23 protein-coding genes are annotated in these 25,340 nt (G+C 58.1%); 11 read left to right on the top strand and 12 right to left on the bottom strand.

The features are described 5' to 3' along the window. Positions 1–56: 56 nt before the first annotated feature. The 3 genes from P8935_RS23455 to atpC all read left to right on the top strand — a co-directional run bounded on the left by P8935_RS23455 (position 57) and on the right by atpC (position 3,096). Positions 57–1,130, top strand: a complete 1,074-nt coding sequence (locus P8935_RS23455; protein WP_348262734.1) for a FoF1 ATP synthase subunit gamma — start codon at positions 57–59, stop codon at positions 1,128–1,130. Between the two features lie 18 nt (positions 1,131–1,148). Further along, complete coding sequence (atpD, locus tag P8935_RS23450; protein ID WP_348262733.1) at positions 1,149–2,591, top strand: F0F1 ATP synthase subunit beta; 1,443 nt, start codon at positions 1,149–1,151, stop codon at positions 2,589–2,591. 79 nt (positions 2,592–2,670) lie between these two features. After that, on the top strand, positions 2,671–3,096 hold the full coding sequence (atpC, locus tag P8935_RS23445) for an ATP synthase F1 subunit epsilon (protein WP_348262732.1): 426 nt from the start codon (positions 2,671–2,673) through the stop codon (positions 3,094–3,096). An 812-nt stretch (positions 3,097–3,908) separates the two neighbouring features. On the opposite strand, the gene P8935_RS23440 is transcribed toward atpC, so the two are convergent. Beyond that, on the bottom strand, positions 3,909–4,808 hold the full coding sequence (locus P8935_RS23440; RefSeq protein WP_348262731.1) for a hypothetical protein: 900 nt from the start codon (positions 4,806–4,808) through the stop codon (positions 3,909–3,911). Positions 4,809–5,082: 274 nt separating this feature from the next. Here P8935_RS23440 and P8935_RS23435 point away from each other — a divergent pair, with 274 nt between their 5' ends. After that, entirely contained in the window at positions 5,083–6,654 is a 1,572-nt protein-coding gene (locus tag P8935_RS23435) for a nucleoside hydrolase-like domain-containing protein (protein WP_348262730.1), read from the top strand. A 42-nt stretch (positions 6,655–6,696) separates the two neighbouring features. On the opposite strand, the gene P8935_RS23430 is transcribed toward P8935_RS23435, so the two are convergent. Further along, positions 6,697–7,776: a hypothetical protein gene (locus P8935_RS23430; protein WP_348262729.1), complete on the bottom strand. Its 1,080-nt coding sequence runs from the start codon at positions 7,774–7,776 to the stop codon at positions 6,697–6,699. A 193-nt stretch (positions 7,777–7,969) separates the two neighbouring features. On the opposite strand from P8935_RS23430, the gene P8935_RS23425 reads away from it, so the two are divergent. Together P8935_RS23425 and P8935_RS23420 are read left to right on the top strand one after the other, a co-directional pair. Next, on the top strand, positions 7,970–8,278 hold the full coding sequence (locus tag P8935_RS23425; protein ID WP_348262728.1) for a hypothetical protein: 309 nt from the start codon (positions 7,970–7,972) through the stop codon (positions 8,276–8,278). An 81-nt stretch (positions 8,279–8,359) separates the two neighbouring features. Then, complete coding sequence (locus P8935_RS23420; protein ID WP_348262727.1) at positions 8,360–8,716, top strand: hypothetical protein; 357 nt, start codon at positions 8,360–8,362, stop codon at positions 8,714–8,716. A gap of 120 nt (positions 8,717–8,836) precedes the next feature. Here P8935_RS23420 and P8935_RS23415 read toward each other — a convergent pair whose 3' ends face one another. The 8 genes from P8935_RS23415 to P8935_RS23380 form a co-directional block, all read right to left on the bottom strand. Further along, complete coding sequence (locus P8935_RS23415; RefSeq protein WP_348262726.1) at positions 8,837–9,163, bottom strand: metal-sulfur cluster assembly factor; 327 nt, start codon at positions 9,161–9,163, stop codon at positions 8,837–8,839. Positions 9,164–9,278: 115 nt separating this feature from the next. Continuing rightward, positions 9,279–10,169 (bottom strand): polyprenyl synthetase family protein, encoded by an 891-nt coding sequence (locus P8935_RS23410; RefSeq protein ID WP_348262725.1) that lies wholly within the window; start codon positions 10,167–10,169, stop codon positions 9,279–9,281. Between the two features lie 11 nt (positions 10,170–10,180). Then, positions 10,181–11,986: a 6-pyruvoyl-tetrahydropterin synthase-related protein gene (locus P8935_RS23405; RefSeq protein WP_348262724.1), complete on the bottom strand. Its 1,806-nt coding sequence runs from the start codon at positions 11,984–11,986 to the stop codon at positions 10,181–10,183. Between the two features lie 92 nt (positions 11,987–12,078). Next, positions 12,079–14,574: a penicillin acylase family protein gene (locus tag P8935_RS23400; RefSeq protein WP_348262723.1), complete on the bottom strand. Its 2,496-nt coding sequence runs from the start codon at positions 14,572–14,574 to the stop codon at positions 12,079–12,081. Positions 14,575–14,682: 108 nt separating this feature from the next. Then, entirely contained in the window at positions 14,683–15,381 is a 699-nt protein-coding gene (locus tag P8935_RS23395; RefSeq protein WP_348262722.1) for a hypothetical protein, read from the bottom strand. Continuing rightward, on the bottom strand, positions 15,378–15,992 hold the full coding sequence (locus P8935_RS23390; RefSeq protein WP_348262721.1) for a hypothetical protein: 615 nt from the start codon (positions 15,990–15,992) through the stop codon (positions 15,378–15,380). Before P8935_RS23390 ends, P8935_RS23395 begins: the two co-directional genes overlap by 4 nt. Before the next feature lie 127 nt (positions 15,993–16,119). Beyond that, positions 16,120–17,052 (bottom strand): GntR family transcriptional regulator, encoded by a 933-nt coding sequence (locus P8935_RS23385; protein ID WP_348262720.1) that lies wholly within the window; start codon positions 17,050–17,052, stop codon positions 16,120–16,122. An 11-nt stretch (positions 17,053–17,063) separates the two neighbouring features. Continuing rightward, positions 17,064–18,197: a CPBP family glutamic-type intramembrane protease gene (locus P8935_RS23380; protein WP_348262719.1), complete on the bottom strand. Its 1,134-nt coding sequence runs from the start codon at positions 18,195–18,197 to the stop codon at positions 17,064–17,066. Between the two features lie 211 nt (positions 18,198–18,408). Here P8935_RS23380 and P8935_RS23375 point away from each other — a divergent pair, with 211 nt between their 5' ends. Next, positions 18,409–19,398 (top strand): DHH family phosphoesterase, encoded by a 990-nt coding sequence (locus tag P8935_RS23375; protein ID WP_348262718.1) that lies wholly within the window; start codon positions 18,409–18,411, stop codon positions 19,396–19,398. A 139-nt stretch (positions 19,399–19,537) separates the two neighbouring features. Then, positions 19,538–20,845 (top strand): S41 family peptidase, encoded by a 1,308-nt coding sequence (locus P8935_RS23370; RefSeq protein WP_348262717.1) that lies wholly within the window; start codon positions 19,538–19,540, stop codon positions 20,843–20,845. 151 nt (positions 20,846–20,996) lie between these two features. On the opposite strand, the gene serB is transcribed toward P8935_RS23370, so the two are convergent. Beyond that, complete coding sequence (gene serB, locus P8935_RS23365; protein ID WP_348262716.1) at positions 20,997–22,256, bottom strand: phosphoserine phosphatase SerB; 1,260 nt, start codon at positions 22,254–22,256, stop codon at positions 20,997–20,999. A gap of 132 nt (positions 22,257–22,388) precedes the next feature. Between serB and P8935_RS23360 the strand changes: the two genes are divergently transcribed. Beyond that, a complete protein-coding gene (locus P8935_RS23360) occupies positions 22,389–22,778 on the top strand; it encodes a hypothetical protein (protein WP_348262715.1) in 390 nt (129 codons plus the stop codon). A gap of 14 nt (positions 22,779–22,792) precedes the next feature. On the opposite strand, the gene P8935_RS23355 is transcribed toward P8935_RS23360, so the two are convergent. After that, positions 22,793–23,407, bottom strand: coding sequence for an HAD family hydrolase (locus tag P8935_RS23355; protein WP_348262714.1), 615 nt, complete (start codon positions 23,405–23,407; stop codon positions 22,793–22,795). 187 nt (positions 23,408–23,594) lie between these two features. Here P8935_RS23355 and P8935_RS23350 point away from each other — a divergent pair, with 187 nt between their 5' ends. Both P8935_RS23350 and P8935_RS23345 read left to right on the top strand, forming a co-directional pair. After that, a complete protein-coding gene (locus P8935_RS23350; RefSeq protein ID WP_348262713.1) occupies positions 23,595–24,131 on the top strand; it encodes a helix-turn-helix transcriptional regulator in 537 nt (178 codons plus the stop codon). Between the two features lie 366 nt (positions 24,132–24,497). After that, positions 24,498–25,316, top strand: a complete 819-nt coding sequence (locus P8935_RS23345) for an isoprenyl transferase (RefSeq protein ID WP_348265372.1) — start codon at positions 24,498–24,500, stop codon at positions 25,314–25,316. Positions 25,317–25,340: the final 24 nt, after the last annotated feature.

Raw genomic sequence — 25,340 nt, 5'->3', positions numbered from 1 at the left:
TACTAGCTAGAGACTTGCAAGCTGGAAGCTAGTGGCTAGGAGCTAGCAGCTGATTTATGGCAAACGTACTCGATCTACGGCGACGGATACGCAGCGTTAAGAACACGCGGCAGATCACCAAGGCCATGAAGATGGTCTCGGCGGCGAAGTTGCGTCGCGCACAGGAGCGGGCGCTGGCAGCGCGGCCGTATGCGAAGATGATCACCAGCGTGCTGGAATCGCTGACGCGGCGCGTAGATATCTTCGATGAAGAGACTGGCAACTTGCGGCATCCACTGTTTGCCACGCGGCCAGAGAAGCGCGTTCTGATTGTTGTAATCAGCGGCGACAAGGGCTTTGCGGGCGCATTCAACGCGAACATTACCAAGACGGCGTTTCAGTTTATCAGCGGCAATCCGGGCAGGGAAATTGACGTTGAAGCCATTGGCCGCAAGGGCCGCGACCTGATGCGGCGGCGTTACCCCATCGCAAGTTACACCGAGCAGACAGACGAGAACGGCAACAAGCGCGATGTTCGCAACGAGCGCAAGGGCAAGGTCGAGATAACCGGCGATCATCCGGGAATGCTGCTGAAACTCGAAGCCGGTCGCGTATTTGAGCTGGCGCAGAGCATCATCTCGCGCTATGTGCACGAGGAGATCGACGCGGCCTACATTGTCTACAACGAATTCAAGTCGGTCATCGCGCAACGGCTCGTGGTCGAGCGGCTGCTGCCCATTCTCGAAATCGGCAAGCCCAAGATTGAAGGCGCTGTAGAACTGACCGAGGAAGAACGCGAGCGGGCTGCGCACGCGGCTTTAAGTGCGGGCATCACGCTGGAAGAAGCGGACACCGAAGAAGCCGACGAGGAAGCGAAGAAGTTCGGCACGGCCAACGTGGACTACATCTATGAGCAGTCCCCTGAGGATTTGTTTAACGGGCTGTTGCCGCAGTACATTTCGGCGATGTTGTATCACGCGATGTCAGAGTCGGTGGCGGCGGAGCATGCGGCGCGTATGACCGCGATGGATTCGGCGACCAACAATGCATCGGATATGATCGACGCCTACACGCTGGAGATGAATCGCGTGCGGCAGGCGGCGATCACCAAGGAAATTATCGAGATTGTCAGCGGCGCTGCCGCTGTTTAGCACTGGAAGGCAAAGTTTATGGCAGAGAACATTGGCAAGGTAATTCAGATTTCCGGTCCCGCGGTAGACGTGCAGTTTGAAGAAGCGACGATGCCGCCGATTTACCAGGCGCTGCGCGTGACCAGCGACGGCTTCAACGTGCCCACCCCAATCAGCGTGATCCTCGAAGTCCAGCAGCACCTGGGCGAAGGACGCGTGCGTACCGTCGCGATGGAAGCGACCGACGGCATGGTGCGCGGTATGAAGGCTATCGATCTCGGCGGACCGATTCGCGTTCCCGTGGGCAAAGAGACGCTGGGTCGCGTGATCAACGTGATCGGCGAGCCGGTGGATGAACTGGGTCCGATCGGCGAGAAGACACGGATGCCCATTCATCGTCCGGCACCGCTGTTTGACGAGCAATCGACGCACGAGGAAATGTTCGAGACCGGCATCAAGGTCATCGATCTGATCCAGCCATTCTTGAAGGGCGGCAAAATCGGCCTGTTCGGCGGCGCCGGTGTGGGCAAAACCGTCGTCATCATGGAACTCATCAACAACGTCGCCAAGAACCACGGTGGCTACTCGGTGTTTGCCGGCGTCGGTGAGCGCACCCGTGAGGGCAACGATCTCTGGACTGAAATGACGGAGTCGGGCGTGATCAAGCCGGGCGACTTTGCCAATTCAAAGTGCGCGCTGGTGTACGGCCAGATGACCGAGCCGCCAGGAGCCCGCTTGCGCGTGGCGCTGACCGGACTCACAGTCGCCGAGTATTTCCGCGACGTGGAAGGTTCAGACACACTGCTGTTTATCGACAATATTTTCCGGTTTACGCAGGCAGGCTCTGAAGTGTCAACGCTGCTGGGCCGCATGCCGTCGGCTGTGGGATACCAGCCGAACCTGGCGACGGAAATGGGTGAGCTGCAGGAGCGCATCACCTCCACCAGCAAGGGCTCGGTAACGTCGGTGCAGGCCGTTTACGTGCCCGCCGATGACTTGACCGATCCGGCGCCGGCGACGACGTTTGCTCACCTTGACGCGACTACAGTTTTGAGCCGGCCTTTGTCAGAGCTTGGCATCTACCCTGCCGTCGATCCGCTCGCTTCGACGTCGCGCATTCTGTCGGCGCGCATTGTGGGCGACGAGCACTACAACGTGGCGCAGGGCGTGAAGAAGATTCTGCAGCGGTACAAAGACCTGCAGGACATCATCGCGATTCTGGGTATCGACGAGCTTTCGGAAGAAGACAAGCTCACGGTGGCACGCGCGCGCAAGGTGCAGAAGTTCCTGTCGCAGCCGTTCCACGTGGCGGAGCAGTTCACCGGTATTCCGGGCGCGTATGTGAAGATCGCGGACACGGTGCGAAGCTTCAAGGAAATTATCGAAGGCAAGTACGACGATATTCCGGAGCAGGCCTTCTACATGAAGGGCGCGATCGAAGAAGTGCTGGAGACAGCCGAGAAGTTGAAGGCAACGGCGTAAAAGCAGCTGTTAGCCTCTAGCTATTAGCTTCTAGCTAGAGGCTAGGAGCTCGAAGCTAGCAGCTTGGGTCAAGGATCTTATGGCAGAAGATACAGGTCAATTGCGCGTTCGGCTCGTGTCGCCGGAGCGCATTCTGTTTGACACTACGGCGGATGCGGTAGAACTGCCTGCGAAGAACGGCTACATGGAAGTGCTGTATGGGCACGCTCCCTTGCTGGCTGAGCTTGGCGCGGGCGATGTGCGGCTGCATGGCGGTGCTGAAGGCGGCGAGCAGATTTACAACGTGTCGTGGGGATTTGTAGAAGTGCTGCCCGACCGCGTAACGATTCTGGCGAATGATGCGTTGAAACCCGAGGAGATCGACGTACCTCGTGCCGAGCAGCAATTGGAGCGCGGCCAGAAGGAATGGAACGAAGCCGGGGATAGCGAAGAGAAGTATGCCGACGCGCTGCATCGGATATCCGAAGCCGAAGCGAAACTGGCTACTGCGCAGGAAAAGCATTAGGAATTCCGCACCCGCAGAGCGGTGAAAAACAGAAGGCCCTGCTCGAATGAGAGCAGGGCCTTCGAGCGTCTGGTTCATTTTACTCATCAGCGCTTTTCTAGCCAGATTTGAAGTGATCACCGGATCGTTGAATTGTGATCGGACTCTTCGAATTCGGCGCGAGAGATCATGCCCTTCTGGAGCAGTTTTCGTCGCAACCGCTTAGTGACAGCGCGTATCAGAGGACGAAGTGGAAGAGTGATCGCCCGGAGAAGTGGATGCCGAGTTCGACTGTAATTTCGTTCGAGCTTTACTTTCCATGCGTCCGCTACGTCCTCTCTCTCTTTGTATTCCGGACGACTTGTGAAATGGATGTGATGGCCGATTTCATGAAAGAGCACATCGCCGATTTCCGCTTCACGAATGAAATTAAATCTTAGCCACCAACTCTTTTCCCAGCGTCGGAGCGTGTTATCGACAAAGATCTCGATCCAGGCGGACTTGTTCTGCCAAGCCGGATGATACAGCCCTCTCGCATCGAGCATTCGAACCTTGCGTTTTCTTGACCTCGTAACTGCTCGGCGTCGCTCACGAGACATCCCTGTTGTATTTGTCAGAACTATTTCGTTCAGGCCATTGAGGTACTTCTCAGGAATTGAGTCGAGCATACGCCGGACGATCAGTTCTACATCAAATGGTGGGTCGTATTTGAAGTAGATTGCGGCGATTCCGACCGATTGAGAGGCCGAGCCGTTCGTGCCACAAACCTCGTCTGTCAATTCAGTCCCCGTGAGATCGAGTGAGTGCAATAATCTTACTCCGGACGACAGGATTTACTGCGGAGTCAGAGGCGGTTGTGTCTTTTCCGGTTCAACGGGCGTCGCTTCGCCAACGATGCGGCTCGTTACGTGAGTCTTTTCAAAGTTGCGGTTCTGGGCGTCGAGGATAATTTCGCGATGGAAGAAGAACAGTACATTGATTTTGAATTCGGTGGAGAAGGTGACGGGAAACCAGACGCCATCGGGCTGCGGGGCATACGTCACGGTGAAGCCGAGTCCGGGCAGATTCGTGCCTAGAAAAGTGCGCACGGCAAAGGGAATCTTGCGGGCCATGCCGGTGGTGACGAGGACCGGTTGAAATTCGGCGGTATCGATGAATGCGTCGCCGCTCCAGCCGAAGTCGTCCTTCTTCTTCGGCCGAAACGAGATATGGAAGACATCCCGGCCATTCAATCGTTCGCGGCCAACCATGCGAAATGCGTAGTCGATCTGATCCTTTGTCGTGAGCGGGAAGAGATGGGCGTTAACGCCGTCCTTGGACTTCTCATGGATCAGGTTCCAGCGCATGTTTTCGACTATGTCGCGGTCAATGGTTTCGTTGCTGTTGGGATCGAAGGTCGGATCCTTTTCTTTCTTCTCTTTCTTATCTTTCTTCTCGTTGTCCTTATCTTTGGTTTTTTCTTTCTCTTTGTCCGTGTCAGCCTCTTTGGGCTTTTCATCGTCGCGGGGGAGCAGCGCAGTGTAGGAAATGTAATTTTTGTCCCTGCGGAAGCGGCCATCGACCTTGAGCAACTGCTCATCGGTTCCGTCGGCTGACGGTGTAAGTCGGTAGTCGGTTAGTTCTTCGCACATCACGGTCTTGCCGCGGCGTGAGGTCATCTTCGCGTGCTGCACGTAGATGTAGTGGGCGCGATCGGCTTCGGCCTTGTCCTGATTGGCAGCGACGCGAGCCATTATCTCTTCCGCAGTGGGAGTGTGATCGGGAGTTTCATGACTTGTCTGCGCCGCACAGACGCAAGCGAGAGCAAAAGCGGCTGAGGTAATCGCTGATCGAAGGCAGTTCATCGTGCGTGTCCTCGAATGGTTTAGGGCACTTCGTGAGGAGTTCGCCGCCCCACTGTAGCAGGGGACACGGTCGTGAGGGAAAGGTTGTGCACTTCGGATCAATTTGTGACGAGATTGCCTGCTTCGCTGGTTTCGGCAATATTCCGAGCAGGTAACGGGTCGCATGGCCGAGAATAATCTCTCCGGATATTCGAAAGAGGTTTGCATCGTTATGAATTTCTTCCCGAGAGCAGGTTTGCTGACGTTGCTTGCCTTAGTTTCGTCATGGTCGCTGAACGGGCAGGCACTCCTTCTTGCGCATGTGGACAGTTTTGCTGGGAAGCCGCGGGTGGTGGTGATCAGCGATATCGGCAACGAGCCGGATGATCAGATGTCGTTTGTGCGCTTTCTGCTTTATTCGAATGAATTTGACGTTGAAGCGATGATTGCCACGACTTCGACATGGCAGAAGGCGAAGACGCACGCGGAGACGATGCACGAACTGATCGCCGCTTACGGAGAGGTGCGGTCAAATCTGTTGCTGCACGCGAAGGGCTGGCCGGAGGCAGCCGATCTGGATGCGCGTGTGTTCCCTGGGCAGACTGCGTACGGGATGAGTGCCGTGGGCTCGGGCAAGTCGTCCGAAGGGTCAAAAGCAATTGTGAAGGCGCTGGAGCGCGATGATGCACGACCTTTGTGGATATGCATCTGGGGCGGAGCAGGGACACTGGCGCAGGCGCTTGAGGACCTGACGGCGTCGCACACCGCGGCTGAAAGCGCGAAGCTAGTTGCGCGGCTGCGCATATATTCGATCAGCGACCAGGATGACGCGGGGCCGGTCATTCGCAAAACCTATCCCGATTTGTTTTACATCGTGTCGCCGTCGACTCCCACGAGCGGCGAATATGCAGCTGCGACGTGGACTGGCATCAGCGGCGATCGCTATTACCGCAATGCTGAGGGAGCCGATTCGGCGACTGTGACCAACGAGTGGCTGGAGACGAATATCCGCAGCAAAGGGTCGCTGGGAAAGAAATATCCCAAGTTCATGTTCATCATGGAAGGGGATACGCCGTCGTTTCTCGGACTCATTGACAACGGACTGAATGCGTTCCGGCGGCCGGACTGGGGCGGTTGGGGCGGACGGTACGTGTATCGGCAACCGTATGGCGAAACGCACCCAATCTGGACGCAGGGAGGAGACGAATTTGCCCGGGTGGATTCCCGAGATACGGTGATGGGTATCGACGGGAAAGAGCATGTGAGCGACCAGGCTACGATCTGGCGATGGCGCGAGGCGTTCCAGAATGACTTTGCGGCGCGGATGACCTGGACTGTCGCTGACTACGCACATGCGAACCACAATCCGGTCGCGGTGGTGAACGGGCAGGGAGGTACGGCTCCGCTGGAGATGGAGGTGCGGGTCGGGCAGACGATCACGCTCGATGGCGGAGGCAGTTCGGATCCAGATGGCCAGAAACTGCAGTTTCACTGGTTTCACTATGACGAGGCGGGACTTGCAGACGGCAATCTGGCGACGTTGACCCTAACAGGCTCTGATACTTCTCAGCTGACCGTGCGCGCGGACGGGGCGTGCCGGCCGTTGTGGCTGCCGCTCATTCCCTGCAAAGGGGACGGCATCGCGCACGTGATCCTTGCGGTGACCGACGACGGCTCGCCGCAACTGACTTCGTATCGACGCATCATTCTGCATGTGCGGGCTGCGGCGAAGGACAAGGGGCCCACGAACCAGTAGGGATTTCGGGCGTGAGGCACATCTCACGCCCGGCGCCGAAGCTCAATTCTTCTTGAGCACCAACGGTAGCTCATGGCCCATCTGGGTGAAAGCGCCATCAATGGTGTTGTGGTCGGCGGAGATCGTGCCTTCAAAGGTGGCGCTGAACGCGCTGAATTCGACGGTCAGCTTCTCGCCGTCCCGCTTGATGGATGTTGCGGGCGCCCAGTTCGGCGCCTGGTCGGGACTCTGCAACTGTGCAGTGAGGCCTGTATCCATATTGGCAATCTTCAGGTTGATTGTGAGAGTAGCAGCGCCTGTGTCGAGCTTCCCGGTCCAAGTTCCATCGATATTTGTTGGCGTAGCGGGCTTAGGGGCGGCTTGTGGCTGAGCGCGTTTGAAGCTGAGTGGGAGCGGCTGGCCCTGAGTCCAGGTGCCGTCGATTCCGGATGCGTCCTTGCTAACCGTGCCCTCATAGTTGCCGTGAACGGCTTCAACGTCCAGAGTCACCTTTCCGTCCTTATACGTGACGGTGTTGATCGGAATACCGTTGGCGCCCTGATCGATGCTGTCGAGCGTAGCGGAGAGGGAGCCATCTTTCGCCGCGGTGATATGAAGCACGAGGCGGAGTTGTGCGGGACCAGCGGTGAGAGTACCAGCCCAGTCGCCAGCGATGGCGGGTTGCGTTGTGGCGGCAGGTGCGCCCGCCGCAGCATCGCCGGATTGTGCTGCGTCGTGCTTGAACGTGATCTGTATTGGATTCTGGGGTGGCTCGACCTGCAGCAAGGTGCCGCTCACCTCGTTTGCTTCTTTATTCAGGGTGCCGTCGAAGGAACCTTTGATGGGGATGTCTTGCCCGTTGGGACTGATCACATCGTCAACTTCAATTCTGACGTCGGAACCTTTGACGGTGGTCGTCTTGGCCTTTGTGCCGAATATGCTCTGCGTGACGTTGTCGATTGTCGAAGTGAGGGTTCCATCGGGAGCTTCAGTGACATGCCAGACGACTTGGTAGGTGGCACCATTGGCGTCGAAGGTGCCTCGCCAGTCGCCGGCGAGCTTGGCCTGGGCGGAGCAGAAGGGAGTGAGTGTCAGGGCTGCTACAGCGAGAATTGAGAGTCTTGTAAGAAAAACGCCTTTCATGAAACTCCTTACGGCGGAGGGAGGGTTCCGCGCGGTGCAAAGGACAGCGTTAACCTGGAGGGGACTGCATGCTGACAAGGGTACGCCGGAACGAGCAGGAAAGTTCAACAAGGGCTGGTTAGACCCGAGGAGACTTTCGGTCCTGGGGCGCGGCTTTCCTTGATTCGGCCGGTGCGCCTACAATTGCTCTGTTATGGGCAAAATCAAGGAAGAAACATTTCAGGTTGCATGTCCCGACTGTGGGGCGATGATTCTGGTGGACGCTGCTACGGGTCTCGTAGTAAGTCATACGTCGGCACCGCGCAAGCGCATGTTTGAGGATCTTGAAACGGCTGCCAAGGCCATGCGTGAGCAGGATGAGCGGAAAGAATCCATCTTTCGGCAATCAGTCGACGCAGAGAAAAATAAGGAAGATCTTTTCGATAAGAAGTTCGCTGAGGCACTGCGCAAGGCCAAGGACGCGCCTGCCGGCAAGCCACTGCGCGATTTTGACCTGGATTGAGGACAGAGGACGCGGTACCTCGCGATGGGTCCTGGCTGCCGCATTGGCCCGGTCTGCATCAGAGTAAAAAGAGGAGAACTCATGGTTATTGCGACTATTCCGAATCGGGAGAGTAAGTCACCGCGCGTCACCGAATTTCCTGCAACGGCCCAGGTGGATTGGGTAAAGATCGCCGCCTGCGGGTCGCTGCTTACGGGCGGGCTGCTGCTGCTGAGCGGTCAGAAGCGCGGAGGCCTGGTGATGGCGGCGGCCGGTACGGCGCTTGCCCTGATGGATCATGAGGAGGCACTTCGCGAATGGTGGGAAGCGATGCCGGGCTACGTGGATCGCGCGCAGTCGATGCTTGAGCAGGTGCAGGACGTAGTGGAGAACATCACTGAGAAGGGCGAATCTTTGCGGAGGGTTTTGTCACGGCGGACGACCACGATGCCTGCATGAGTTGAAACACTCAGCTGGTTTGCGGTGGAAGAAGCAGATCCTTCGCTTACCCCTTCTTCCGCTTTGCGGATGATGGGGCCCCAAGCCGCTCCGCTCAGGATGACACCGTCGTCTAAATGATCAGAGTCCCAGTTGTTTTCTACCCGCTTCGCTGATGCGATGCGGGGTCCACTTGGGTTCCCACACTAGATTCACTTCAACTTTGCTGATGTCGGGGATGGTAGCGAGCCGGTTGTGAACCTGCTCGAAGATCAGCCCCGATGCCGGGCAAGCCTGCGTGGTCAGCGTCATGGTGACTTTGACCCACTGGCGCGGCCATGCCGGGGCTGAGTCGGGGTCGGGGCCGGTTTCAATGGAGTAGATCAGGCCCAAGTCAACGAGATTCAGCTTCACTTCGGGGTCGAAGCAGTCGCGGAGAGCGGCGAAGATCTCAGGTTCAGTCAGCATTTTTCTTCACGCCGATTTCAAACTTTTGAGATTTCCCACCCTTGCCGCGATGAAACTGCGTCATGGATGGGGCACCCACTTTTTGTCGCCAAGACGGAAATCCTACCGAGGCTCTTCAGTTCTTGCGTTCGACCAGGTACCGGGCTACGGACTTGAGGCCGTCAGCACGGGAGCCGTATGGCTTCAGGGCAGCAAAGGCTTCGTCGATGAGCGTTGCGGCGTCGCGTCGGCTCTGCTCGATACCGTAGACGGCTGGCCATGTGGCTTTCTCAGTGGCTAGGTCCTTGCCAGCAGTCTTGCCGAGGTGGGCGGAATCCACGGTCATGTCGAGCACGTCGTCGACTATCTGGAAGGCGAGGCCTGCTTTGCGACCAAAAGTGTCAAGACGGGCGACATCATCCGCGGCGGCACCGGCATAAACTCCGCCTGCAACCACGCTGACGCGAATGAGCGCCCCGGTTTTGGCACGATGGATGGCTTCAACGAGTTCTGGTGTGGGCTTGAGGTGTTCGCTCTCGATGTCGAGCACCTGGCCCCCGATCATGCCGTCGACGGTTCCTACGGCGTTTGCGATCAGGCCGATAATCTGCACGGTTGCGGCGGGCGCGGTATCGAGGCCGGCGAGGATTTCAAAGGCGCGGGTCTGCAGCGCGTCTCCGGCGAGGATGGCGATAGCTTCACCGAAGGCCACATGGCAGGTGGGCTTGCCGCGGCGCAGATCGTCATTGTCGAGCGCGGGCAGGTCGTCGTGGATCAGTGAGTAGGTATGCAGCATCTCAATGGCTGCGCCAAGGCGCTCAATGCCGCATGGAAGCGAGCCGGCGATGGTGACAGCGGCTTGCATCGCGAGGACAGGGCGCAGGCGCTTGCCGCCGGCAAAGACGGAGTGGCGCATGGCGCCGTGGATCGAAGCGGGAACCGTATCGACGGTGGGGATGACCGTCTCAAGAGCGCGATCTGTGAGCTCCGCACCTTCCTGGATCAGCGATTTCACATCGGATGGCATTCATCTTCATTTTAACCGAGGTTTGGCTTGGACTTTCCAGCGTTCAGCTTTCGTTCGATTAAGAAGATGATCACGAGATAGCCGAGCGACATAAGACTTACCAAGCGTCCCATCACCACGTCGCCGGTGATGGTCCAGTCGACATCAACTTGCACTGGGCCTCGGGGGACCGGCACAGCCATGAGACCATCGTCGCGGCGGGGCAGGGAACCATAGATCGGGTGGGCGTCGAGGGCCACGGTCTGGCCATTCACATTGACTTTCCAGGCAGGGTAGGTGCGCAGATGCAGGATGAGAAATCCGGCATGCGGGATGTTGGCGGAGAGGAGGAGATGCTCCGCGGAATTCCTGCCCGCGCGGCGCAGCCAAGTGTAGATCGCGTCACAGTGGGGGTTCGCGGGATCCCACTGGGGTGTATTGCCGTCGTCGGAGGATGCGAGCACCACGGACGGGTTGGTGGTGAGGCAAGCATCCGGCAGTCCAAACGCCACTTGCGAATTGTCTGCCCCGGGAGGTGCGTATTCGTCGGCACCTTCGAATCCCTGACCGCTACTAAATGCGGCGAGCATGCCTCTTACCGAATCTTCTGGGTCGCAATGCTGGTGAAAGAGGAATAGGGTGACACCCGTGATGAATAAAAATCCGGCAGTAGATGCTGCGATGGCTACAACGCGGAGCCAGCGACGTGTTGGCCAGATCGCCACGGCGATAAAGATGCCCAGCGGAGCCTCCGTAACTACGAGCCATCGCCAGGGGAATTGGAGAAAGCGCAGCTTGGGGAGCAGGTTCCAGAGTGGCAGCGAGATGGGGAGTTGCAAAAGCAAAACCACGACAGGGATGAGAGCGAGCGGAATCCACCAGCTTCGCTGTCTGGGCAGGCGACCGCGTCGCCACGCGATGAAGAAGGAAACAAGCGTGAACGCGATCATCACGAGGGCAATGATGGAAACCCGCATCAGTTCGACATCGTGCAGTTCGAGATTGGGATCTGCGTGGCGACCGAAGAGGAAACTGTTTTCGATCGCAACGCCTGGATCATTGGTGGCCTGCGAAATCTGTACCCATTTCTGCTCGACCGCGGCGGGGACGAGATAGATAGCGGTCAGGCCGAGGCCGAGAGTGACTGCTACCAAAGATCTGAGAATCGGGGCCCACGAGCGTCGAAGTAGCGCGACCGATAAAGCGACGCCCGCAAGCAGATAGCTGGCCATGACACCGAGAGGCGCGTTGGAGAGCCACGCTCCCGATATGACGAGAGCAAGAGATACTGCAGAGCCATCCAACGCCCGCCGCCAGGGTGAGCCCTGCGCATTTCCATCGCGGAAGATCAGCAAGAGCAGAAGCGGGATCCAGAAGCCACCGGCGAGTTCGCCGAACGCAGTTCGCTCGAAGGCTGTGAACATCGAGTAGCCAGAGAAAAGGGCGATGCAACCGGCGAGAGTAGCAGGCGCGTCTGCCATTGCCTGGCGTGCCAGCATTCGCGTAGCGAGACCAGTGGCAGCAAGGAAGGAACACGTGATCGCAAGCTCAACACCCTTCCACGGAAAGATCAGCCCGAAGGCAGCGCCGAGCATCCATGTCAGCGGTGGATAGAAGACGAAGCGTGGCTCCCCTGCTCCGTAGTTGGGGCTGGGCGCCCAGTGCGGATAAGGGAGGCCGTGCTTCCAACTGGCTTGCGCGTCAAGCCACGATGCGAGATGGAAGTCGAAGTCGTGACCGCACGAGGTCTTGTGCATCAGGTCAGGTGAAGTGGCGATGAACGCTGCGAGGCAGATGATGGCGGGACCGAGAAGGCGTCGCAGTCTGCTCAAATCCATCCCAGGTCTCAGAGGCGAGACCTGGGGCACCCAGTCCTCAGTACCTCGGGCGCCTTCTACTCCCTGTTCCGTGTTCCTTATTCCCTTGTCTGTCATGGCAGGAGGCGGAGGGTGTGCCGCGTGTTAGAGGTCACGGCCGTGGGGGTGAAGGGAAGCGCGAAGGTACGGCCGTTGTAGTAGTCATCCCACTGATCGCGGAAGTAGGGGCTGTAGGGATTGCCGCTCTCGCCGAGGACGATGTTTTCGGTTGAGCCGTCGATGTTGTTCCAGTCCATGGTGAAGCGCTGCGATGGACCGAAGGAGCGGCCTACTTGTTTGACGGTGGTGGTGTCGCCACTTAGCGGTTGCTCTCCGGTTCCCGCGATGCGGCCTACGTAGGGCAGGAAGTTCGAGAGCGGATGTTCGATGTCGACGACGTGCCAGGAGCCGTATGTCCATTGAGAGACGTTGGTGGTGGCGTGGCCTATTATCATTCCGCGGCGAACAGCATCGGCGAGGAAGGCGTCCCAGTCTTTATAGGCAGATGGAAGCCACGCGGGGTTGGAGCGCATCACGATCTCTTCTACGGCAAAGTTGGATTCCGACCATTCGTAGTTTTCGGCGTCTTCCGCGCCCAGCTTTGGCTCGAGCAGCATGATGCGTAGCGCATAGCGAGCCTGGGTCACGAGCGATGCGGCAGCGGAATCAGTGGTGAGGCGGCCATCCCAACTGCGCATGAGGTCGGCGGCCTTGCGGAGTTGGTCATCGGCGTTGGCAGTGTGGTCGATGGCATACGAGAGTCGGTGGCCGAACTCCTGGTCCATCTCGCTGTAGATGTCGGTCTGGGTGGCGAGCATATCGGCCGGCTTGAGGTTGTCGCGGCCTTGGAGGAGCTTGGAGATGCGTTCGGCGCGGTAGGGGTCGGCCCACTCGTCCGTGATCGGGTACTTGGATTTGTCTGGTGTGACACGCGAGTTGGCGGTTGCAAGAAAGCCTGAGGGCGGGTCGAAGGCGTTGGGCATGTCGTCGAAGGGGATATAGCCCTGCCAACCATGCACGGCGTCAAGCACTGGCTTGTCTGTGATCCCTGCGGAACGCATCGGAATGCGGCCGACAGCGTGATAACCGATGTGACCTTGATCGTCGGAGTAGACGACGTTCTGCGTGGGCCAGCACCACTGCGACAGTGCGGAGGAGAATTCGGTCCAATTCGATGCGGTATTCAGTCCGTAGAGAGGAATGGAATTCAGCGTGGTGTCATAGAGCGTCCACTTGAGAGCGATGGCGCGCGAATCTCTGGTGAAGAGAGGATCGAGCAGCGGTCCGTGGTCTGTCAGACGCACATCGTAGGCGAAGTCCTTGCGGCTACGGACACGAATAATTTCATGATTGACGTTGAGCGGTTTCCAGCTCCCGTCTGCAACCTGAAAGTTGCCCTTTCCATCGAGCTTCTCGATGTAAAGATCCTGAACGTCTCCGTAAAGCGCGGTGAATCCCCAGGCAACGTGTTCGTTGTGTCCGGCGATCACGAAGGGCATCCCGGGTAGCGTAACTCCCGCAGTGTGGTAGCCGGGTGCGCGCAGGTCGGCCATGTACCAGATGTTTGGTTCGTTCAGTCCGAGGTGCATATCGTTTGAAAGCAGCGGCTTTCCACTCGCAGTGTGCTTGCCGTCGATTACCCAGTTATTCGAGCCGGGAGTGCAGTCGCGGCAGGAGTCGATTGGCGGATTAGTGCTTCCCCACCCATGCGCGAAAATGCCGCGCATGGACGGGGCACCCATGGGTGTGGGCCAGTCTGGAACAGGCATTGTTCTCGTGACGGTACGCTCGTCGTCTTCGTCGTTGCTGGTGCCGGGCGGTTGAGGATGCGGCTGGCTAAGGTCGAGCAGTTCGCCGGTGGGCGGATGATCACGCCAAGAGCCGACGGGGTAGAGGTCAGACTCCAGCTTGGGGTTGTTGAGCTTTGCTGCGATCTTCTCGCGCGAAAGCTTGGTGTACCAATGCGTATCGAGCATGTCGACCATCATCATGCCGATGCTGATCGAGTCGGCGCCAGTCCACGGCTCCGGTTTGTAATGGAGAAGATGAAACTCAGGAGGCAGCGAGTCCTGATGCTGGGTGATGTAGAGGTTCACCCCGCGCGCATAGGCTTCGTAGCGGGCGCGCTCCGCGGGCGGCAAGCTAGCGTAGATGCGGTGTGCGGTATTGCGGAATTGAAACATGCGCTGTGCCTTGTCGTGGCGGAGCAGTGATGGTCCCATAACCTCGGCGAGTTCGCCGTTGGCGTTGCGGCGGAAGGCGTCCATCTGCCACAGGCGGTCCTGCGCGGTTACGTAACCCTGCGCGACGAACATGTCCTCCTGCGTGGCAGCGTCGATGTGAGGGACGCCATGTTGATCGCGGCGGACAGTGACGGGAGCGGACAGAGTTGGCGCGCCCTGGGAGGCGAGATGGATGTCGCCGTCGAGGATGGGAAGAGCAGATTTCGCGGCCGAGCGGAGCCAGAGAATGCCCAGACCGCTGAGAGCTACAACGATGATCACAATCCACACTGCGGTGAAGAGGATAATCCTCAGCCAATGGCGCCGGCGGGTGGGCGCAGCGCTCATTTGAACTTCATTGTCGGGGTAGTGGCTGGCCATCGGTCTTCTACAGAATACCGCCGTCTGCAAGGACGAGGGCTGAACGCGTGTTCGGTGCCGTTCATTCGGGCTGTTTCACTTCACTTGTACTCCTCGCAGCGATTGATTCGACGCGATATTGCTGCAGGTTGCCTGGGAGCTTGGGGGGTGCGCAGCTTTCGATTCGGCTCTATGCTGTTTGGTAAATCTGAAGGAAGACCCAGTCCAGAACGTCCAACCGACACACGGTGGCAGCACGGCTCGTTCGTTGTCGCCCGTTGGTTTTGTGCGGCTAAGGGTGCTGAAGGCGATTATTGCTGTAATGCACAGAGGGAAAACCAAGGCACACTGCGCCCATTCATCGACCATCGACTCTGGGTTTTCGGGATCAGAGGATCTCAGGCGCATGTGCGCATGATTGCCGATCTGAATTCTCCTGATCGTAATGGTGAGTTCGCCCCATTGCCTGTATGGCACTCCACGCCGCACGCGCGAGACTTTTCCTTCGACGGGAGTTCCGACATCGAGCACCTTGACTCCGTTCACGACCAGGTCTTTCGCGAGCGCAAATCGGACTAAGGACTTTTCTTTTGCGGTGTCGGAGGAAACATGCTCCAGCGAAACCAATTCAATTCTTGTTCCCTTGGGGATGACCACTTCGTCGGGAATCGTAGCCGTCGGTAGCGACCTGTATCTGGCCGACTGTGGCTCGGCTGCTTGCTGGGCAACCATGAGCGGCGTCAGGCAGAGACAAAGCGCAGACTGGAGGGTCTTGCGCAACGCGACGTACTTCATTGCGCCTCCTGCGGAGTTGATTCTTTTTGGAGATGTGCGGAAACGAACTTCTTGTGCGTGGGAGGGCGCTGGTAGACGAGGTGCCCAGGCGTTAGCAAGGCAACAGGTCCGGCGATGATGATGCCCACCAGCGATCCCGCCAAGCCGCCCGCCAAAGCTCCGAGTAGGCGATCTCCCCCGTTGGAAGTATTGGTGGCCGCAGCCATCGTTACGGCACCGACACCGGCCGAGACCGCAATGGTGCGCTTGAAGTTTCGCTCCCCTTGTTCAAGCCGAACCTTGTCAACATCGGCGCGATCGAAGCGGAATTCGCCGTTACCTCGATAGGAATAAAGCGGTTCGCAGAAAAGATAGTTCTCCGTTGCGCCCGAGAAGAGGCAGCGTACGTGCCGATTGCGCGAGGCCCACACGTTGATCTCTTCCTGATGCACCAGTCCTCGAAGGCGGTTCCAGTCCTCGCTGCTGTGGGTTGGCGCGGTGGCCGAAGCTGGACTTTGTGCTTGTGGCGTCGCCTGCGAGACGTCCTGCTGCGGCAATGATTGTGCCGCGGCCGTGAAGATGTAGAACATCAGCAGAACGGGGATGGTGCAGTTCGTCGATGCGGATCGCATAGCGGCTTGCTCCTTTTTCATTCAAGTGAAAGCAATGCTAGGAGCGAACGGGCCGCGACGGTGGAGTAGTTGGGACAGTTTCGGGTGTGTCACATCGCCGTAGAACATCCTTACAGCGAAGGGTTGATCAGTTCCGATCAGGGGTCGTCAAATTCTCTTCGTGACTACGTAGGTCTTTGATGGACGCTTCATCGAAGAGGCGGAAGACAATGGCGCGCGTTCCCGCCGGGAGATCGTGCTGGATAGCCGCATCGCACAGCACAGCGGTAGTGGTATCGAGGCCGCGCTTCCATCCAGGTTTGGTCGCGTCGCGAACAAGGAGGGATTCAGGCGCGAATCCGGCGGCGATGAGCATGGTTTGTGCAATGCGCTGAAAATCGCCCCACCGGGAGGCGATGCCGAGCAGATCCGTCGAGTGTTCAGGCATGTACCGCTGCAGGTAAGCCTGCAACTCCGGTGCCACGGGATGGACCTGGAGAGTAACGAGTTCCGTACCGGTCGGCAAAAGCTTTCGGACCGCGAGAACTTTGCTGGGCAAGGTTGCAGGCATTGAGCCTTCAAGCATGACGGACGTGCTGCACTCTTCGAATCCGCAGCCGACGACGGGAAGAGTGACGGCCTGTTCCATTTCGCAGATCACGATGCGGAGCAGCTCGGGGTCGGGCTCGATCACGAGCCAGCGTGCGGGTGGCTCAAGCGCAAGCCAGCGGCGCATGCGGGCTTTCAGAAATGCATCAGAGACGCCGAGCTTGCGAGCCTTTGTCGCAATATCTCCGAGCATCTGGTCGACGGCCATCTCGGGACTTAGCGGCGCATTAGGTCGCGACGTGCGCACGAAAACGCCGCTGCCATGACGCAGCTCAACCCAACCCTCGCTTTCAAGCTGCCGGTATGCGGCGCTGGCGGTGTTGGCGTGGATGCCGAAGCGACGGGAGAGATCACGCGTGCTGGGCAGGCGTTGACCGGGAGTGAGTTCATGACAAAGAATTCCGACGATGATCTGGGTGATCAACTGCTCCCGGAGTGAAATGTCGCCAATCCGATTAAGCCATAGCCGCATGTGGTCTTCTTTCAGCTTGCTAACTGCTCGGTGGCGGCGGGAGCGGAGATTTCGGCAGGCCGCGGCCGGCGATAGATGACAACCAGCCAAGCCAGCATCAGCAGCACGATGGGAATGATGAGCAGGCTGCCCTCCGGCCCGTCGGTGCCTCCGCTCCATAGAGGATTACCGGAAGGCGAAGTGCCAAAGACATGTCCGGGGGCAACAAAGCCGCTGTCAGCCGTGCCCCAGAGATAGGTTTCGGCCCAATCCCATGCTGCGTGGCACCCGATGGCCCACCATGCCGAACCAGTGACCTTGATGCTGACGCAGAATGCGAAACCAATGAATGCCGCCGCGAAGATGCCGATCCAGTTCTCGCCATGGTTGAGCGTGTGAACGAACCCGAAGCCTGTGGACGTGGCCCAGGCGGCTTGCCAGAACCGGGAGTTCTCGGCACTCTTCAGATGCAGCAGAAAACATGGAAGGATCCCGAGCGCCGCGAAAGCACAGACGCCCCAAGTGCAATCGCCGGAGACGAACATGCGAGCGTACAGGCAGAGGCCTGAAACCATCGCCAGCGCCCACCAGAAATTGATACCGCGCACGAGCGTAGCCTGCGCGTAGCAGCGAAACACTCCCTCTTCCACGCAGCCTACGAGTAGAAATGTCAAGGCCCATAGACCGGCGTATGTGAGGATTCTGGATAGGCTCAAAGACTCGCGACCGATGTGGGCCCATCCCCCGAGTTCGAGAGAACCGACCAGCGCCGAAAGCGATACCAGGCCGATGGCCGTGCCACCGACGAAGTGGCGCACCGCTCGCGTGTCTCGCAGGTTGTAATCTGCTAGCCGCCGTTGGGCGACGGGAAGCATGATGGCGCCTGCTGCAATCATCGCGAAAAACGGGACGAGCTCTGAAAGAAGCGCCGTCAGTGGCGACACTTCCGATCCGACGAGATCCGGTGCCGCCGCATAGACGATAGCGCTGAGAATGTAAACAAACAGCCGGAACAGGCAATAGAACAACAGCACCAGCCAGCCGGCGCGTATGCCGTGCGGACCGACGATGGCCGAGGAGACATCGAACGAATTCGGACTTGCAGGAGTGTTCTGAGGCGTGCCGGGGAGTGCTGGAGGATCTGACTGCCTGTCTCGCACGTCCATTTGAATTTCCGGCTCCATTGAGGCCCCTGTGAATTCGCTGGTGGTTCTGCAATGAAATTCTATCTACACTGACCGGATCGATGGCCGTTTTCTTGCGTGACAATCAAAACTGCGCCGCGTGCGAGTGTGTCCGCTCCTTGACACAATCGGCCTGCCGCATGATGCTTAATCTTCCGGCTTTAGCGGATTCTGGCTCAAGGAGTGGTGGCGGTTGCGGGTTAAAGTCTTCTATCACGACAAGTGCTTCGACGGGGCCTGCTCCGCATCGCTTTTCACGCGTTTTCACCGGGAGTGCATTGCCCCGGACGCCGCGTACGAGTACCACGGCCTGGTGCACCGCGCTGGCGCGCTCTTTGACGAGAGCGAGTTTACGGGCGATGAAAACGCGATCGTTGACTTCAAGTATTCGGCGTCGCCCCGGATCACCTGGTGGTTCGATCACCATCTTTCCGCATTCTTAACGCCGCAGGATCACGAAAATTTTCTGGCCTGCCAGAAGGACCCGGTGTGCGGTTCCCGGAAATTTTTTGATCCGAACTACACGTCGTGCACCAGCTTTCTGGCTTACATCGCATCCACCAAGTTCGGATTCAACACCGAGCCCGTTAAAGATCTGATCTACTGGGCAAACATCGTAGACGGCGCGCTATATGAAAGCGCAGAAGCGGCGGTGGAGATGGCCGCGCCGGCGATGAAGCTGACGCTGATTATTGAATCCACGCAAGACCCGGAGTTTATCCCCAGATTGATTCCACTGCTCACGGAGATGCCGTTAAGCGAGGTGCTGGCGCAGCCGTTTGTAGCTTCGCTGCTGCCCCCTCTGCTGGAACGGCACGCGGAAGGTATCGAATTGATCCGCAGCCGCAGCGAGGAAGTGGATGGCACGATCTTCTTCGACATCACAGACCGGCAAGTCGAGGGATTCAACAAGTTCATCCCGTACTATCTGCATCCGAAAGCCACGTACTCGATCGGTCTTTCGAAATCGAGCTTCCGTACCAAGGTGTCGGTGGGCTCCAATCCGTGGACCAAGGCCGACCCTGCAAAAATGGTGAACCTTGCGCAAGTTTGTGAGCGCTACGGTGGCGGTGGCCATGCGCGCGTAGGAGCCATCAGCTTCCCTCCCGATCAGGCCGACAAAGCGCGGCAGGCGGCCGCGGAGATCGTCGCGGAGCTGCGCGCGAAAAACCCGATGGCGTAGCCACAGACCAGTTGCCGACATATTTGGCGAGAGGGTAACTTTCGAGTTGCCCGGGACACGGGCGTGACCTGTGATTGGGCGAATATCGTCGTCTTATCTCTGTTAATATTTCGATCTCCCACAGAGTTGGGCTTTAACCATGCGCCTGTTCCGAATGTTGATCGTCATGTTTATGTTGTGCGCGATGCTTTCAGGGCATGAGAGTTTTGCTCAGAACTTAGACCGCGTTGACCGTGAAATCGCCGAAGACATGCTCAAAGACGTGTCAGACGACGTCAACAAGAACTACTTTGACCCCACTCTCCATGGCCTCGAGTGGAATTCGCTTGTTCAGAAGGCCAGGGCAAACATTGACAATGCGCACGATATGGAGGAAGCCATCGCGCAGATCGAGGGCCTGCTTCAGTTGCTGCACGACTCCCACACTTCCTTTATTCCTCCCCAGCACGGGAATAATTTCGATTACGGCTGGCGGTTCAAGGTCATTGGTAGCCGGACGTATATCACAGAAGTTCACGCCGGGAGTGACGCAGAGAAGCAGGGCGTTCACGTGGGCGATGAGGTGTTGGCGATCAATGGCTTCAAAGTGAATCGGGAATCTGCCCACCTTCTCCACTCCGCCATGGAAACGTATCTTCCGCTCAGCAGCGTCGATGTTAAGCTGCGCGACGGTGAAGGCCACGTTCGCGACCTGCGGCTGCTGGCGTCAGTCAAGAAGCAACCAGCCATTGCGGGACTCAGTTCGTGGGACCCCCACGAGATGCGCATCAAGGCCCAGGATGCGTGGGAAAACGCGCGGGCCGAGTCGGTAGAACTCAGTCCCGATTTGATGGCCATTCGAATCCCAGCATTTTTCCAGACCGGCCATGATGTCGACGCCCTGTTTGCCAAAGCTCGGACCCACAAGAGGTTGATCATCGATCTGCGAGGGTGCAGGGGTGGCCGGGTCGACTCGGTTCACACGTATCTTGAACACGTCTTCAGTCACGATGTGAGCATCGGTAAACTGGTCGAGCGCGGCAAGGTGACTCCCCAAACGATAAAGGGCAATGCCAAAAACGCATTCACCGGCGACCTGGTTGTGCTGGTTGACAGTGAAACGGCATCCGGTGGAGAGATCTTCTCCCGTGTGGTGCAACTGGAGCAACGCGGCACTATACTCGGCGATCACACTTCGGGCCTGACCATGGAATCGATTAGTATTCCGCATCACGCAGGCATGCATCCGGTCTACCTCTACGGCACCTCAGTGACTATCGCTGATACCGTCATGGCCGACGGAAAAAGCCTTGAACACATAGGCGTATCACCCGACCAGACCTTTCTTCCCAGCCCCGCGGATTTGGTCGCTCACCGTGATCATGTCCTGTCTTTTGCGGCGAGCTTGCTGGGTGTTCAGATAAACCCCGATCAGGCCGCCAAAGTATTCGTTCGCGAAAAGCCTTGATCGAGTATTGGATCAAAATGCACGTTGTTTGCTCCCTGCTGCCCTGGCCCATTTCGATCCGAGGTCTTCCTTATGTCCTGTGCGAATGATTAAGAGAGAGTCGCTGCCTAACCGGTAACTCTTCGCTACTGACCGGGCCACATGTTCCGCTTCAGACTGCAGTAATCGTTGGCTCGTGTGGCTTGAGGTCACGATCGCGCACGCCTAATAAGTAGAGCAAGCCATCGAGTCCGAGGCAGGAGATGGACTGGTCTGCTTTCTGCCGTACCACCGGCTTTGCGCGGTAAGCGATGCCCATGCCGGCAAGGTTAAGCATCGGGATGTCATTTGCGCCGTCGCCAACCGCAACCACCTGTTCAAGCGAGACATTCTCCTCGGCGGCGATTTCAGCTAGCAATGCGGCCTTGCGCTTTCCGTTGATGATGGGCGGGATGACGCGGCCGGTTACGACACCGTCGCTGATTTCAAGTTCATTCGCATGCACGTAATCAATGCCCAGCCGTTGCTGCAGCGAGCGTGCAAAGAAAGTAAAGCCGCCTGAGAGGATGGCGGTCTTGTAACCGAGCAGGCGCAAGGTACGAATAAGTCGCTCGGCGCCGTCGGCGAGCGGAATGGAGTCGACGAGAGTGTGAACGCGCTGAGAGGGAAGTCCTTTGAGAAGAGCGACGCGACGTGTAAAGCTTTCATCGAATCCGATTTCTCCGCGCATCGCAGACTCCGTAATGCGCACCACCTCGTCGCCCACGCCTGCCATCTTTGCCAGCTCGTCGATGACTTCGCCCTGGATGAGGGTTGAATCCATGTCGAAAGCAAATATGCGCCGATTGCGGCGAAAGATGCTTTCGCGCTGGAAGGCGATATCGATGGAGAGCTCTTGCGCGGTGGCGAGGAATTCGGCGCGCATGGGAGGTTCCCGCGATGGATCTCCGCTGACAGCCAGTTCTACGCATGCATTGGCCTGCTCATCGACAGGAGCGAGTTCGCCGGAGAGGCGATCAATGCGGTCGACGTTCATCCCGTGAGCGGCAATGATGGCGCTGACACGGGCGAGTTGCTCGGCGGTAATGGTTCGTCCCAGGATCGTGATGATGAAGTGGTGGTGGTGCAGACCGTGCTCCCAGTGTTTGACGCGATCTTCCGAGATGGTCGTGAAATGGGCTTGCAATCCGAGAACGTGAGCCTCGTTTGAAAGCGCCGTTTTGACTGTGGACCGGAGCGTTGCGGATTCGCGACCTGCGGGCACCTCAACAAGAATTCCGAGGACGAGAGACTCGTGGACTACGGCCTGGCCGATGTCGAGAATGCAAACTTTGTAGTCAGCGAGGATGCGCGTGATTTTGGCGGTGAGGCCGGGTGCATCGGGCCCGGCGAAGTGTATGAGGACAGCCTTCGTTGCGGATCCAGATGGCATTCAAGATCCACTATATCGGAGCAGCCACTTGCCAAGTTTCATGATTGGGATGAGGGGGATGATGATCGAATTGTAGTGCCATATGCCTCAAACGGGTTCCAACCTGCAACTTATGGCAGACTGTACCCGAAGATGCTCATCGAATTCTGGGAACGGTTGCGCGGCTACGATAAGTGGCCCGAAACCGAAGCCACAATCATTTCCGGCCAAAAAGTGAGAAGGGCGTTGCGATTGCGCGACCCTAAATTGAACCGTGTATCTGCCGACATGCTCGTGTGGAAAGATCAGTACGCCCGAAAACATTACGGCGCGTTCGTAACCTACGATACGTCCGCCCTCTATCAGTTGCTTGAGGGAGAATCCATTCTCATCAGATACGACCCCTCAAGGCCCAACCGTTACTACAATCGATCTCTCTTTGTCGCGTGGCTAATTCATCTGACCAAGGCTGCGATTGCAATTTCTGTCTTTCTGGCCGCTCTTGTGTGGCGTATCTGGATGATCGTTACCAGGCGTGGGTGAATGGCGTTGCCCTCTCAGAGCCCCAGTTCGCCTGCCCTCTTCTTCATCGCTTCGAGACAAAACGCGATGTGTGCGTCGAGGTCGACACCGAGTTCGGCTGCGCCCTGGATCACATCTTCGCGGTTGACGCCGCGGGCGAACGCTTTGTCCTTCATTTTCTTGCGCACGCTTGGAACTTCCACGTCGGCGATAGCCTTGGTGGGCTTTACGAGTGCGCAGGCGGTGAGGAAGCCGGCGAGCTCGTCGCAGGCAAACAGCGCTTTATCTAAATGCGTCACGCGGGGAACGCCGGAATATTGCGCATGCCCCAGAATGGCTGTGCGGAGTTCGGGCGACCAGCCCTGCCGCTCCAATTCGCGTACGCCTACGAAGGGATGCTCTTCGGCAGTCGGGTGGCGCTCGTAGTCGTAGTCGTGCAGCAGACCGGTAGTGGTGTAGAGCTCGATCAAGTTTGTGCGTTCATCGCCAGAGAGGCCGAGGCGGTCGGCTTCTGCTTCGCCGCAAGCCGTTAAACAGATCTCTACGGCGATGGCGTGCTTGCGCAAGCTCTCACTTTGCGTCCACTCGGTGAGGAGCTGCCAAGCCCGTTCGCGGTCGAACTTTTGCTCTCTATTTTCGATGTCAGTCATTTCCGCATTTTACGTGTTGCACACCTTGGTTCGCGTCTCTTCGGGGTTTGTAGGGTTACTTAGGAGAATCTTCGGGTTGACCCTAAGTTTCTACTTGACAATTATGGTTCACACGACCGAAAGTAGCACTTAACGCGGTGCAAACGACCGCGTGGAGTTCCCGCTCTGGCACTCCGCAACTTAAACCATGGCCACCACTCTTATCAGCGTGGAAACACGCGAAGTTGTGCGGTGCGACTACTGCAGTCTTGTGCAGTACAGAACCAGCAACTCCATGTGCAGAAAGTGCCGGAGGCCCCTTGATATCGAGGAGCCAGCACCCCTAGCCCCACAACTTGTCTCGATGCCCACGGTAGCGGCTTCGGCCGAGGCTGGACTCCAGGTCGCGGCACAGGTGCGCGAAATTCGCCGAGCACGCCACTTAAGCCAGCGGCAACTCGCCAGCCGGATGCAGGTGCCCCGCACTTACATCTCCAAGATCGAGAACGGCAAGGCGATTCCGACGCTTGGTTCTCTTGAGCGCCTGGCGGATGCCCTCGAAGTGGACATGCGCCAGTTGGTGCGTGATTCGCGGAGCCGCCGCGATGAAGAGGTTTCGGCGATCCTGTCGGATCCGTTCCTGGCAGAGATCGCGGCGATGCTGCCGCATCTTGACTCGCTGCACCGGACGCTGCTGTATGGCTCAGTGCGCGATATGGCTGCGGGACGACGCCGCACCGCCTAATCGGCGGAAAAGCGATCTCCTCTGCGGTTCTCTTCGTCTCTTTGTGGGACCGGCGAGCGGTGTATTACGGCCGTTCGCCAGGTCTCCGCAGTTAGAGATGACGTTCGGTTCATGTGCCTTGGCATGTTGATTTTAGACGCCCGGAATATGCTAGGCTCGAATGTGTCGCCAGGTTTCCCCGGCCGCCGGGGATTTTTCTTTGGTCGGCGTTGATGTGGAAGCCATTAAGCGCGCTGAGCGAGCCAAACTGGTTCGTCACCGCCACGAATGCGGAACGGGCACCGCTTAGGGTCACGCGAGCGGAACGAGTATAAGCCCGAAAGCGTAAAAGATATCGTCGAGGCAATTTCCTTGCATCCAACTGGCATGCTGCGGATCGATGAGCTGACCTCAGAAGAGCGCGCGGTCTACAACACGCTCAAGCCTGAGCGCCTGCCGGAGCACGTCGCCATCATCATGGATGGTAACGGCCGCTGGGCTGGCCACCGATCGCTGAAGCGTTTTCTGGGCCATCAGCAGGGTGCCAAGAGCGTCCAGCTGGTTACTGAGACGGCTTCGCGTATTGGACTTCCGTGGCTCACTCTTTATGCCTTTTCGCTCGAAAACAATCTCCGCCGCCCGCGCGCCGAGGTTAACTTTCTCATGCGCCTGCTGAAGAGCTACCTCGAGAGCAACGTGCAGAGAATGAACGACAACAATGTGCGGATCCGCTACATCGGGCGTGTTCACGAACTGCCGCGTGAAGTGCAGGACAAGATGCGTTGGGCGGAAGAAGAGACGGCGCGCAATACCGGAACGACTCTCACCCTGGCTCTGAATTACGGTGCGCGTTCTGAACTGGTAGACGCATGTCGGGCACTGGCTAAGGAAGTGCACGACAAGAATCTCAGTCCCGATCGCATCAGCGAAGAGGATGTGCATCGGCATCTGTATACGTCGCGCATGCCCGATCCTGATTTGCTGATCCGGACGTCAGGCGAGATGCGCATTTCGAATTTTCTGCTGTGGCAGATCGCGTACACCGAGATCTTTGTGACCGAGCGGCTATGGCCGGATTTTCGCGGTATCCATCTGCTTGAGGCGATTGCTGCCTTCCAGCAGCGCGAGCGCCGCTATGGTGGGCTTAGCGAGAACGTCGGCGAAGTCGAGGAAGATCCCGAACAGATCAAGATCGCCGCTAGCTAGTCTCCAGATTCGCGCACCAAAACA

This window comes from Telmatobacter sp. DSM 110680, from assembly GCF_039994875.1.
In the GTDB taxonomy this organism is placed as follows: Bacteria; Acidobacteriota; Terriglobia; order Terriglobales; family Acidobacteriaceae; genus Telmatobacter.
Note: the sequence above shows the minus strand (reverse complement) of the source record. Positions and strands in the feature narration are given on the sequence as shown.